The 12,728-nt window shown below is 67.1% G+C and carries 9 protein-coding genes; 6 read left to right on the top strand and 3 right to left on the bottom strand.

Annotated elements, in window-relative coordinates; genetic code table 11:
• Nucleotides 1-37: 37 nt before the first annotated feature.
• A complete protein-coding gene (locus G467_RS0110490) occupies nt 38-1,636 on the bottom strand; it encodes an MASE1 domain-containing protein (protein ID WP_022969698.1) in 1,599 nt (532 codons plus the stop codon).
• Between the two features lie 169 nt (nt 1,637-1,805).
• On the opposite strand from G467_RS0110490, the gene G467_RS0110495 reads away from it, so the two are divergent.
• From G467_RS0110495 to G467_RS0110520, 6 genes are all read left to right on the top strand, one after another.
• Nucleotides 1,806-2,324, top strand: coding sequence for a c-type cytochrome (locus tag G467_RS0110495; protein WP_022969699.1), 519 nt, complete (start codon nt 1,806-1,808; stop codon nt 2,322-2,324).
• 63 nt (nt 2,325-2,387) lie between these two features.
• Nucleotides 2,388-4,145 carry an ExeM/NucH family extracellular endonuclease gene (locus G467_RS0110500; protein ID WP_022969700.1) on the top strand — a complete coding sequence of 586 codons (1,758 nt, stop codon included), beginning with the start codon at nt 2,388-2,390 and terminating at the stop codon, nt 4,143-4,145.
• Nucleotides 4,146-4,161: 16 nt separating this feature from the next.
• The gene (locus G467_RS0110505) at nt 4,162-4,845 is read left to right on the top strand and encodes an alpha/beta hydrolase (RefSeq protein WP_022969701.1); all 684 of its coding nucleotides are present in this window, start codon (nt 4,162-4,164) and stop codon (nt 4,843-4,845) included.
• 168 nt (nt 4,846-5,013) lie between these two features.
• Entirely contained in the window at nt 5,014-6,108 is a 1,095-nt protein-coding gene (gene zapE, locus G467_RS0110510; protein ID WP_026802583.1) for a cell division protein ZapE, read from the top strand.
• Nucleotides 6,105-7,445 (top strand): hypothetical protein, encoded by a 1,341-nt coding sequence (locus tag G467_RS0110515; RefSeq protein WP_022969703.1) that lies wholly within the window; start codon nt 6,105-6,107, stop codon nt 7,443-7,445. The genes zapE and G467_RS0110515 overlap by 4 nt, the downstream gene beginning before the upstream one ends.
• Nucleotides 7,446-7,506: 61 nt before the next feature.
• On the top strand, nt 7,507-8,811 hold the full coding sequence (locus G467_RS0110520; protein ID WP_022969704.1) for an amidohydrolase: 1,305 nt from the start codon (nt 7,507-7,509) through the stop codon (nt 8,809-8,811).
• Between the two features lie 18 nt (nt 8,812-8,829).
• On the opposite strand, the gene G467_RS0110525 is transcribed toward G467_RS0110520, so the two are convergent.
• Complete coding sequence (locus G467_RS0110525; protein WP_022969705.1) at nt 8,830-10,917, bottom strand: alkaline phosphatase D family protein; 2,088 nt, start codon at nt 10,915-10,917, stop codon at nt 8,830-8,832.
• A 105-nt stretch (nt 10,918-11,022) separates the two neighbouring features.
• Nucleotides 11,023-12,717 (bottom strand): serine hydrolase domain-containing protein, encoded by a 1,695-nt coding sequence (locus G467_RS0110530; protein ID WP_081644640.1) that lies wholly within the window; start codon nt 12,715-12,717, stop codon nt 11,023-11,025.
• Nucleotides 12,718-12,728 lie beyond the last annotated feature (11 nt).

The following is a 12,728-nucleotide window of genomic DNA, read 5'->3' on the forward strand; positions in this document are numbered from 1 at the left end:
TGCCGGATGCCGGTCGCAACCGACGAGACGGCTGCGCCTAGGCCGTGCCGACCGGTTCTTCCTCGAACCGCACCAGATGCCGCACACCCGGCGACAGCGCTTCGACGACATAGCTGCCGCGTTGCGCGAGCACGCGGTCAGAAATCGCCGGCAGCGGATTGGCCTCGATCGGGAATTCGACGAAGGGCGAGGATTCGATCTCGATCAGCACTTCGACCTGCAGCCGGTGGATCTGCCCGGGCATCACATCGAGCTTGATGAACACGCGGTGCACCGACTCCATGCGCGTGGCCTCGCTGACCGCCGCCTGGCAGATACGGTAGACGGCGGTCTGGGCATCGTCATTGAGCGCTTCGAGGCGACCGTAGAACGCGCTCTCGAAATCGATGCCGGCATCCTCGAGCATTTCCCGCAGCGGGCCGGCACCGATCGCTTCGCGCAGGCCGTGCGTGTCCAGTGCCTGCGGACGCAGCTGGCGCAGCACGCGGCGCAGGCTGTCCTGCATTTCCCGTACCTGCTCGCGCACCGACTCGAGCAGGCGCAGGGTCTGTTCGTCGCGCACATCGCGGAACGCCAGGCTGATGCGCGTGCCGAGCGCGTGGATGGCCTGGCCCAGTTCGTAGTCCAGTTCGCCGGCGAGTTCGCGCTGGCCCTGTTCTTCCAGGCGCACGAGGCGCTGGCTGACGTTGCGCAGTTCGTTGGCGATGCGCCCGAGGTCCTGGTTGGCCTGGCCCAGCTCGCGATGGCGGCGGGCGAGGTGTTCGTGGCTGCGGCGCAGTTCGCTGCTCGCTGCGCCGAGCACCAGACCGCCGGTGCCGACGACGGCGATCGCCAGCTGCAGGGCGGTCATGTCCACGGGCAGGGCGCTCAGCCGCGCGAGCGCTTCGATGCCCAGGCCAGTCAGGGTCACCGCGATCGCCGCGCCCGCCCAGCCTTGCCGGAATGCGACGAAGAAGATCGGTGCGAAGCCGAGCATGAGCAGGTACGGCGCCAGGTCGCTGCGCTGCTGCAGGATCGCGAACACCGACAGCGAGAACAGGCACTGCAGCACGATGTCGCGCCACAGCGCCCGCCCCATCGGCGGCCGCAGCGCCGGGCGCAGGGCGAGGATCAGGGTGGGCGTGAGCACCAGCTGCCCGGTGAAATCGCCATACAGAAACGCGAAGGTACCGGCGAGCGAGCCGCGCGCCAGGCCCATGCCGCCGGGCAGGTAGTGCGAGAGCAGGGGCGAGACCAGGGCCGCGCAGCCCAGGCCCGTGCCGACCAGCAGCAGCATGCGCGTGGGGTCGTCGATGCGGGTTTCGTCCGGACTGCCGCGCACCATCATCACCAGGGCGGCATAGATCAGGAACGGGAAGATGTTGAGCGCGATGAACACCGGATCGAGCACGGCGTCGCCGCGCATCAGGGTCACCAGGGCCAGGCCGGACCATTCGCCCAGGGCGATCCAGCCCCAGCGCCGCGTCGGGGTCAGCCACAACGCGCCCAGGCGCAGGCCGGCCGGCAGGAACCACAGCACGTGCGAAATCGCCAACAGGAACTGCCAGCTCAGGCCGTAAAGCAGGGCCAGGCCCAGCCAAATCAGGGGCGTGCGCCAATCGCGCCGAGCGACCGCCGTGGCGGCATCGGGGCTCATGGGGCCCGGGGCGTGGCGCGTTCGACTGGCATGCGTCGATTAGCCCGCAACCCGCGATTGCGGTCAATAGCACGAGGGGCCGGACACGCCGCGCTTTTAAAGGCAGGGGCCCGGCCGATATAATCCCGCCCTTACGAATCTACGGGCCCCGGCCCGCACCGGAACCACTGTGCGCAACCACGACCTCGTATTCCTCAAGCATTTCTCGCAGGTGATCGGCGTGCTCGTCGCGATCACGATCGCCCTGATCCTGCTCGGCCGCCACTTCAACGGCTACAAGCCGCCGGAAGTGAACAAGACCGCCGAAGCCGCCACCGTGAACCGCATCAAGCCCGCCGGCGGCGTGTTTGCCGGTGCCACCGGCGCCGCCGCCCAGGCCGCTGCGGCCCAGGCCGCGCTCGACGCCGCCAAGGGCCAGGTCGCCTACGAAGGCACGCTCGACGGCGCCGTCATCTTCGGCAACCTGTGCACCGGCTGCCACACCGCCGGCGTCGCCAAGGCGCCCAAGCTCGTGAAGGCCGAGTGGGCCGCGCGCCTGGCCCAGGGCAAGGACACCCTGCACAAGCACGCGATCGAGGGCTACAACGGTCCCGATGGCGGCGTGATGCCGGCCCGCGGCGGCAACCCCGCCCTGAGCGACGAGCAGGTCATCGCGACCGTCGAATGGATGATCGGCCAGCTGAAGTAAGCTTCAGCCCCCGACCGTCGCAAACGCCGCCTCCGGGCGGCGTTTTTGTCTCTGGAGTTCGTGATGAAGTCTGTCCGCGCCTACACCCTTCCCTTGTTGCTGGCGCTGGCGCCGTTCGCGCAGGCCAGTCCGTCCACGGCACCAGTCGCGATCGGCGCGGTCCAGGGTAGTGGTGCGCAAAGCCCGATGCTCGGCCAGCCGGTGACCGTCGAAGGCGTGGTCGTTGGCGGTTTCGCCCAAGGCTTGGGCGGCATCTTCGTGCAGGACATGAAGGGCGATGGCGACGAGCGCACGTCCGACGGTCTGTTCGTCGCCTTGCCGGCGGACAGTGCCGCGCCGCGTACCGGCAGCCTCGTGCGTATTCGCGGCACTGTGACCGAACTGGGGCAGGGCAAGCAGACCTTGACCGCGCTGACCGACGCGCGCATCCAGATCCGCGCCGCTTCGGTGCGTTGGCAGGCGCAGGCGCTGGCCGCGCCGCCGGCGCATCGCGACGACTGGGAGCGCTTCGAAGGCATGGCCGTCGTCATCGCTGCACCGCTCACCGTCACCGGCAACGAACGTCTGCTTCGCTTCGGCGAAATCGATGCAAGCTTCGGCGGCCGCCTCTACCAAAGCACGGAAGTAGCCGCGCCCGGTCCGCTCGCGAAAACCCTGCGCGACGACAACGCACGGCGCCTGCTGATCATCGACGACGGCCGGACCAGCGAAAATCCGCGCGACCTGTGGTTCCTGCCCTCGGGTCTGGACGATGCGCACGCCTTGCGCGCCGGCAGCATTCTGCGCGGCGCTACTGGCGTGATCGACCAGCGTCCCGGCGATTATCGTCTGCAGTTGTCCGCGCCGCTCGACGCCATCGAATACAGCGCGCGTCCGGCCGCGCCAGAGGTGGCCGGTAATCTGCGCATCGCCAGCCTCAATGTCTTGAACCTGTTCAACGGCGATGGCAAGGGCGGTGGTTTTCCGACCGCGCGCGGTGCCGAGACCTTCGCGCAATATCAGATGCAGCAGCGCAAACTCGTCGCGTCGGTGCAGGCGCTCAAACCCGATGTCGCGGCCCTGATGGAAATCGAGAACGACGGCACCGGCCCCGAGTCGGCGCTGGCGCAATTCGTCGCCGCGCTCAACGCCGCCGGACCGAGCACCGACTACCGCTTCGTTGACTCGGGCAAAGGTCCGGGCACAAATCCCATCCGCGTGGCGCTGATCTATCGCAGCTCGCGCGTCACGCCGGTCGGCAAGCCGGCCGTGCTCGAAGGCGGGCCGTTCGCCGAACGCTCGCGTGTACCGCTGGCCCAGGCCTTCCGAGCCGGTCGCGGCAAACCGTTCGTGATCGTCGCCAATCACCTCAAATCCAAGGGCTGCGGTCGCGATGCCGACGCCGCGACCGGCGCCGATGCCGATCTGCACGATGGTCAGTCGTGCTGGAACGCGCTGCGTGTCGAATCGGCCCGTCGCGTGGACGCCTGGCTGCAGACGCACCCGACCGGCGTGCGTACCGATTTGCAGCTGCTCGTCGGCGACTTCAACGCCTATGCGCAAGAAGATCCGATCCGGACGCTGGAGCGTGCCGGCTGGCAGGACGCGTTCGTGCTCGCGAAAACCGTGCGACCGTACTCGTTCGTGTTCGACGGCAACTCGGGCCGTCTGGACCATGCGCTACTGAGCCCGGGACTTGCCACGCTTCTGCGTGGCGCGGCCGAGTGGCATAACAACGCCGACGAGAGCGACCGCTTCGACTATCACGACGATGTCGACGGCGATCCCTACCGTGCCTCGGATCACGATCCCTTCGTGCTGGGCTTCGATCTGTCGCGTTAATCGCTATGATCCGGCCATGACCACGACCCCGCCTCCCGCTCCCGCCTTCCCTGACGTGCTCGGCACCGTGCTGCTGCACGGGCCGGCCGGTGCGCTGGAAGTCGCGGTCGACTATCCCGAGCCGGCGGATGCGCGCCGCGGCGTCGCGATCGTCTGCCATCCCAATCCGCCCGACGGCGGCACGATGCACAACAAGGTCGTGACGATGACCGCGCGCGCGCTCAACGAGCTCGGCCTGGTCACGGTGCGTTTCAACTTCCGCGGGGTCGGGCAGTCGGAAGGCGAGTTCGACAATGGTCGCGGCGAAGTGCTCGACCTCATGGCGGTCGCCGACTGGGTGCGCAAGGCCCGGCCGGACGATGCGCTGTGGCTGGCGGGATTTTCCTTCGGCTCCTGGGTCGCGCTCATGGGCGCGCGGCAGTTGCCGGTGCAGCAGATGATTTCGATCGCGCCGCCGGTCGGCCTGCGTGATTTCGCCGGCGTGCTGCCGCCGACCTGTCCGTGGCTGGTTGTGCAGGGCGAAGCCGACGAGATCGTGTCGGCGCAGCAAGTTTTTGACTGGATGGCGCGCCAGCAACCGGCGCCGACGGTCGTGCGCATGCCCGAGACCGGGCACTTCTTCCACCGCCGCCTGCTCGATCTGCGCGGTGCGATCAAGAACGGCGTGCGCAAGAATCTTCCGCCGCCGCTGGCGTCGTAAGGCGCCGGTGATTTCGGCGCCCTGCAAAAACTCTCGCGACTTCCTTCTCCCCGCTTGCGGGGAGAAGGTGGCCGCAAGCCGGATGAGGGGAGCTTCTAGCTGCCGCAGCGACTGGACACGCCCCTCACCCTGGCCCTCTCCCCGGTGCGGAGAGGGAAATCGATGAGCATCGCGAACGAAACCCCCTCGCAGCGTTATGCCGCTGGCATCGCCGCCGGCCACTGGACCGCCGATCCCGCGCAGCAGGCCGCGCTGGTCGAACTCGACCGCATCCACGACGCGTTGCTTGCGGCGCAACCGGACGGTGTGCTGGAAAAGCTCGCCGCGCGTTTTCGCGATCCGGTCGCGGTGCCGGGGCTGTATCTGTGGGGAGGTGTTGGCCGCGGCAAGACCTTTCTGACCGATTTGCTGTTCGATTCGTTGCCGGATTTCCCGCGACGTCGCTGGCATTTCCACCGTTTCATGGGCGAGGTGCACGCCCGCCTGCGCGCGCTGCCCGATACCGCCGACACGCTCGCGGTGGTCGCGAAGGATCTGGCCGAAGACATGCGCCTGCTCGTGCTCGACGAGTTTTTCGTCGGCGACATCGGCGACGCGATGATCCTCGGGCGCCTGCTCGACCAGCTCATCGCACGCGGCGTGACCCTGGTGACGACCTCCAACACCGTGCCCGGCGAGCTGTACCGCGACGGCCTGCAGCGCACAAGTTTCCTGCCCGCGATCGCGCTGATCGAGGCGCATTGCGTCGTGCTCAAGCTCGAAAGCCAGCAGGACTACCGACTGCGCCATCTGCGCCACGCGGCGACGTATCACACGCCCGCCGATGCCGACAGCGAGGCCGCGCTCGCCGCGCAGTTCGAGCGCTTGGTCGCGCATTCGCCGCGCGAAGCCGGGCCCTTGCGCATCAACGACCGCGACATCCCGGTCAAGGCGCTCGCCGACGGCGTGGTCTGGTTCGAGTTCGCCGCGCTGTGCGACGGTCCGCGCTCGGCCGCCGACTACATCGAGATCGCGCGCGATTTCCATACCGTGTTCGTTTCGCACGTGCCGCGTTTCGACCGCGGCAATGAAGACCCCGCGCGTCGCTTTGTCTATTTCATCGACGAGATCTACGACCGCCATGTGAACCTGCTGCTGTCTGCCGCGGCCGATCCGCTCTCGCTGTACCAGGGCGAACGCGTGGAGCGCGAGTTCGAACGCACGTCCTCGCGCCTGATCGAAATGCAGAGCGCCGACTACCTCGCGCTGGAGCACCGGCCGTGAAGCGGCTCGCCGCGCTCGCGCCCTGGGGGGCGGCGCTGTGCGGCATCGTGTTCACCTTGATGGTTTTTTCGCCCGGCTACCTGAGCTGGGATTCGGCCTATCAATGGTGGCAGGCGCGGCACGGCCAGTTCGACGGCACGCATCCGCCGCTGCTGGCGATGATCTGGCGCGCGGTCGAAGTTGTCTGGCCCGGACCGGGCGGGATGTTCGCGTTGCAGATCGTGCTGATCTGGAGTGCGCTCGCCGCGTTTGCCGCGGCACTGCCGTGGCCGGCATGGGCGCGCATCGGCCTGGTGCTCGTGTTCGGATTCTGGCCGCCGCTGTTCGGCCTGTCGCTGCATGTGTGGAAGGATCTGTGGACCTTGCTCGCGTTCGCCTGGGCGCTGGTGTTCCTGACCCGCGAACTGCGTCGTCCTTCGCGCGCGCTGCGCCTGGGCGCGTGGTTCGCACTCGTCGCGGCCTGTGCCTTCCGCCACAACGCGATCACCGGCGCCTTGCCCTTGTTGTTGTGGCTCGCATGGCGCGAAGGCCTGGCCTTCCATGGCGCCCGCGTGGGCCGGGGCTGGGTGCTGACCGTCGCCGGTGTGCTCACGGTCGCGGCCGTGTTTGCCGCCAAACTTCCGACCCTGGATGCGCGCGTGCGTCCGGTCGACAGCGTCTGGTCGGCCGTGACCCTGTGGGACGCTGCCGCCGTGTCGCTCGCGGAAAACCGTCTGCTCATTCCCGCGCCGCTGCGCGCGCCGACGTTGACGCTGGCCGATGTACGCGCGCATTACACCGACTACAGCAATACGACCGTCTACGAATCGGGGCAGATCTTCCACAGCCTCGATGGGCCCTACACCGACGAACAGACCGCCGCGTTGCGCGATCTCGCCTGGCGTTTGCCCGTCGAGCATCCGCGCGCGTATTTCGCGCATCGCCTGCGCCTGGCCGTGCTGCTGTTCGGCGGGGATCGCGCCGGCCTGCCCGATGACCAGGTGTTCTCGCCGGGCCGCACGGTTTATGAGGACAATCCCACGCCGCCGCTCGTGCGTTCGCCGCTGCATGCGCGCGTGCTAGCGTCGCTTATGCGCCTGATCGACACGCCTTTATTCGCGGGTTGGATTTATTTGTGCCTCGCGGCGCTGGCGATGCTCGTCGGCTTCGCACGTCTGCACCGCGCGCCGGCTGCGGGTCTCGCCGCCGCGACGGCGGCGTCCTGTCTGGCTTATGCCCTGCCTTTGGCGCTGGTTTCTGGCAGCGCGGAATTCCGCTACCTCGCCTGGCCCCTGCTCGCGACGGGCATGGCCTGGGCGCTGCTGCTCCCGCGCAAGGAAAAGACACGCACGTTGTAGCGGCCAGCGTTCTTCCAATTCGCGAGCATGTAACATCGGCCCCGACCCCGAGGATTCCGCCATGCGTCTTGCCCTGCTCGCTCCGTTCCTGCTCATCGCCGCCTTGCCCGCCTTGGCGGAACAAACGCCGGATCGTGCGGCCGTCCTGTCGCAGGCCGTGAACGCGAAAGTCATCGCCTGGCGCCATGACTTCCACCAGAACCCTGAGCTCGGCAACCGCGAATTCCGCACCTCGAAACTCGTCGCCGAACACCTGCGCTCGCTCGGCCTCGAGGTGCGCACCGGTGTCGCGCATACCGGCGTCGTCGCGATTCTCAAAGGCGGCAAGCCCGGTCCGCGCATCGCCCTGCGCGCCGACATGGACGCGTTGCCGGTGACCGAACAGACCGGCCTGCCGTTCGCCTCCAAGGCCACCAGCACCTATCGCGGCGAAACCGTCGGCGTCATGCATGCCTGCGGTCACGATGCGCATACCGCGATGCTCATGGGCGTCGCCGAAGCCCTCGTCTCGATGAAGGCGGATCTGCCCGGCGAAGTCATGTTCATTTTCCAGCCCGCTGAGGAAGGTGCGCCCGATGCCGAAACCGGCGGCGCGCCGCAAATGCTCGCCGAAGGCCTGTTCCGCGATTTCAAACCCGAGGCGGTGTTCGGCCTGCACGTGATGAGTTCGCTCAACGCCGGCCAGATTGGCATTCGTCCGGGACCGACGATGGCCGCATCCGATCGTTTCCGCATCGTCGTCAAAGGCCGGCAAACGCACGGTTCGCGTCCGTGGAATGGCGTCGACCCGATCGTGACCGCCGCCGATCTCATCGGCAGCGCGCAGACCATCGTCAGCCGGCGCACCGACATTTCACGCCTGCCGGTCGTCGTGACCTTCGGGGCGATCAAGGGCGGTATCCGCTATAACATCATTCCCGACGAGGTCGAACTCATCGGCACCATCCGCACCTTCGACGAAGGCATGCGTCAGCGTACCTTCGCCGATCTGAAAAACGTGTCCGAACACATCGCCGCCGCGAACGGTGCGACCGTGCTCACGCAGATTCCCGACCAGCTCGGCAACCCGGTGCTCGTGAACAATCCCGGGCTCACCGCGCGCATGCGTCCGAGCCTGGAGCGCGCAGCGGGCGCAGACCATGTCATCGACGTGCCGCTGACGATGGGTGCCGAAGATTTTGCGTACTACGCCAAGGAAGTCCCGGCGATGTTCTTTTTCGTCGGCGCGACGCCGGCCGGCCAGGATGCGAGCCAGGCGGCCTCGAACCATTCGCCGAAATTCTTCCTCGACGAATCGGCGATGGGCCTGGGCACGCGCGCGATGCTGCAGGTGAGCCTGGACTATCTGAGCGCGCCGCGACCGTAAGTCAGCGCCGGCACGATCTCAGACCGACAATCCGGTATCACCTTCGACGACGGTCTGGCGCATCTGCGGCGGTTCGCCCGGCCGCCACAGCGGCACTTCGTGGCGAACGCGATACCGCAGTGGGCCGCCGTCCGGCGTGGCACTGCGCGTGATCGGCCGCGGGATGCAGACGAACTCGGTGACCATCGTGTTGGCGTCAACGCGCACCGTCGCGTAGCCGTGGCCGCCGTTGTCGACGAAGGTCAGGTGCGGGGCCAGCTCGGGATTGCGCACCGCGAGCGCCTTCTGTAGATCCTTGCTGCTGGCGTACTCCAGCGCCGAGCGCACGCCGTGGCGCAGCGTCAGGTTCTCGGTGCATTGGGGCTTTCCGTCTTTGTCCTCGGCGATGTACAAGCCGCGCGTCGGATTGTTTTCCTTCTTCTGGTTGTACTCGTTGGCCTCGGCGCTGCCGACGGAAATCATCGACCCCCCCACGAAGCTGACGCCCACCGGCTCGAAGGCGGCGGGCGGCAAGGCCTTGGCCGCGTAGCCCGCCCAGAAGCTGTGGCGGTCGCCGGCGACGATCGCGAATCCGGTGATGCCGGCATCGCGCACGGTGTCGTAGATCTCCGCGCGCTCGGAGAACATGCTGCCCCAGTCGTACACGGACATGAGGCCGTAGCCCTTGCCCTTCCACATGCCGATTCCGGGCGGCAGGTTCTGCGGGTCGACGCGCGTTTCCAGCGTGCCCAGTGAGTTGCCCCAGACCTTCCAGGTGGCCTGCGCATTGCGCAGCTTGTCGAGGAACCAGGCCTTCTGCTTGGCACCGAGCATCGTCTGCGGCGCCGCCTTGGCCACGTAGTTGTCCACGCTCTTGTCGCCGATGCTGAGCTTCGCGGGTGGATTGCCACCGTTGTACTCGCGACCGCCGTCGAGCTGCGCCCACAGTTCCTCGGGCACGAAGCCCAGCGTGTCGCCCTCGAACAGCGGATTGATCTCGTCGTGGTTGCCAGGATCGCGCGAGCGGAAGCTGCGGTTGTCGGTGAGCAGCAAGTCGATGTGCCGGCCCCAGCGCAAGGCGCGATAGATGATCAGGCTGTTGATGGCGGCGAGGTTGTTGGGCTCGGTGCCCAGGCCCGTGTCGTCGAAGTCAGTGACTTTCAACGGCACGTCCTGGACGGTCGGCGCGCTGAAGGTGTCGAGCTTGGAGCCCGGGGGCAACACGCGCGCCGGCTGGAATTCGAACCAGGCCTGGTTACCCGCGACCTTCAGCGTCTGCGCGGGCACCCAGCCCTCGGTGCCGGCGAATTCCTGGATGGACTGCCAGCCGTTCCAGGAGATCTCGTGGTTGTCCCAGATGCACACGAACGGCCAACGCGCGCGCGCATCCTGCAGATCCGGATCCTGCAGGTAAGCCTTGTAGGCGACGCGATAATCCTCCAGCGAGTCCGGCACCCAGAAGCGGTTCTTGGCGACGGTCTTGCCCTTCGGGTACTTGATCGGGAAAGTGAGCTGGCGGTCGTAGCGGCCGTTCTTGACCTGGTCGGGGTACTGCACCACTTCGTAGATGAAGTCGCCCAGGTGCAGCACGAAGCCGAGGCGCTCCTCGGGTTGGGCTTTTTCGTCCTCGTAGATCATCCGCCGATAGCCGTTGCCGTAGCCTTCGGGGAGGCACTGGCAGCTGACGAAGGCGAACTTCGTCGGGCGGTTGTCGTCGGGGCTGGGCGCGGTGAGCGTGCGTCCGATGCGGCTGCCGTTGCCTTCCTCGTCCACGAAGCGGTACCAGTATTCGCCGGCCGGCGGCAGGTGGCCGACCAGCACGCGGCACGTCCAGTCGGACTCGGCTTGCACCTTCGCTGCCGTGGTCGCTATCACCTGCGTGAACGCCGGATCGTCGGCAATTTCGACCAACAGCGTGGCGCTCGCGCGCCCGTCCGCATACGGGCGTCGCGTCCAGAGCAGGACGCTGTTGTCGTCGGGATCGCCCGAGGCGACGCCCTGCGGATACAGGTCGCGACGCTCGCGCCAGCCGCTCTTCGATCGGCGCCCGGACGCGGAGCCCCAGGCCAGGGTCGCGCCCAGCGCGGCGGCGAGTTTCAGGAAATGGCGGCGATCGATGGTCGGCATGTCGTCTCCTCCGCGCCAGCGGATCGCGATGATCGCTGCGTGGCCACGCTAGACCCGATCACGTCACCGGGAGCGTGCCGGAAGTAACGCGGGAGGAGAGCGCGACTATTCGTCGGGAGGCGTCTTCGCAGGCGCTGCGTCCACTCGGGTGAAGGTGTCGTCGCTCCAGCGCAGCGACCCGACATCGTCGGCATAGCGAAAGACCTCGGGCGCATCCAGGGCAGACTCGCTGATGCCGAACAGACCGGCGCTGGCCGGCGTCAAGCTCAGGCGCATCGCACCCAGTCGGGCTTCCAAGCCCGCAGCGCCCTGCAGGACAACGAGCGTGCCGAGACGATCGCTATGAAATGTTCCAACGTAGCGTTTCGTCTCCCTGCGGGACGGCGACCACGTCCAGCCACCCCACGCATCCTCGCTGCGGGCCTTTTGCACGGCCTCCCGTCGGCCGGCAACGAGACGTTCCAGGCGGCCGGGATAGTCGGCGACCGCCTTGCGCAGACGTTCGGTCTCGCTGCCTTGTCCCGTGGCCGTGCCAATGAAGGCCTTGATCAGTTCAAGCCCCAGGCCTTCGATGGCGCTATCGCTGTTGACCACCAGCGAAAAGCCCGACTCCGTCGCCGGCAGCAGGACAGTGAAAGACACCACACCCCGATAGCTGCCCGGATGCATGAGCACGGGCTGGTGCTTGTACGCGCATGAATACCAGCCGAGGCTGTAGCCGTCGCAGACGAACTCGCCGTCCGACAGGTTCGCCTTTGCCAGTGGGCGTTGCGCAAGCTCGAAGCTTTGTGCCGAAGGCAGGCCCGTGGGCGAGCGCCGACGCAGGTTGACTCGCATCCAAGCCGCCATGTCATTTGAAGATGCCAGCAAACCACCGGCCGCGTGCATGAGTTCGTCCGGCTTGGGCGGATACGCGATCCACGCTTGGCCATCCCAGCGGTGATTCCATGTCAGCCGGTGCGCGGGCACGGCCGAGGAATGGCTGTAGACCTCGTCGAGCCGCAAGGGCTGCAGCACTTCCTGTTGCAGCCACGCCTGCCACGGTCGGCCAGTCCGGGTCTCCAGCGCGGCGCCGTAGATCAGATCGCCAAGGTTGGAGTACCGAAAGCCCGCGCTGCGTCCTTCGGTATAGCGCGCGAGCAAGTCAGGATAGTCGGCGGCGGGCACGGCGCGCACGTACGCGGTCAGAAAATTAAGCGTGTCTGTCCGCAAGGATTCCTGGTGCGACAGCAAGTCCACCATCGTGATCCTGGTCGGATCCGCAGGCGCGGGCAGGATGAGTTGCGGCCAGATCTGCGCCAGCGTCGTATCGAGCGGCAGCACGCCGCTTTCATCGAGGCGGGCAGCGAGCAGCGCGACAAAAGATTTCGTCTGCGAGGCGATATAGAACTGCGAGGTGCGATCGACCCGGTCCGGCTGGCCCGCGTGGGCCAGTCCGTGGACGAACATCAGGGGTGTGTCGTCACCCTGCACGATCACCGCCGATACGGCGGGGAAAGACCCGGGGATCTTTTGTATGTCACTTAGCGCCACGCGGATTTCGTTGGCCGCGGTCTGCACCTGTTGCCTGGCGAGATCGCGTGCGCTTGCACCGGGTTCATCCGCGGCCGCCGCTGACGTCATGGCCGCTGCCAGCACGGTTCCACCGAGGCAATTCCGAACAGCGAACAGCCAAAACCTCCGAGAAATTCCTGTCCCCATGTCGATGCTCCCTGCGCATTGGTGAGGCTTCATGCGGCGCGTGAAGACAGTCACAGGGTTTTGGATACCGCGATGGTCGTCGCGGTTGCACGTCCACATGACACACTGCC

The sequence above is a fragment of the Arenimonas oryziterrae DSM 21050 = YC6267 genome, assembly GCF_000420545.1.
GTDB classification, from domain to species: domain Bacteria; phylum Pseudomonadota; class Gammaproteobacteria; order Xanthomonadales; family Xanthomonadaceae; genus Arenimonas; species Arenimonas oryziterrae.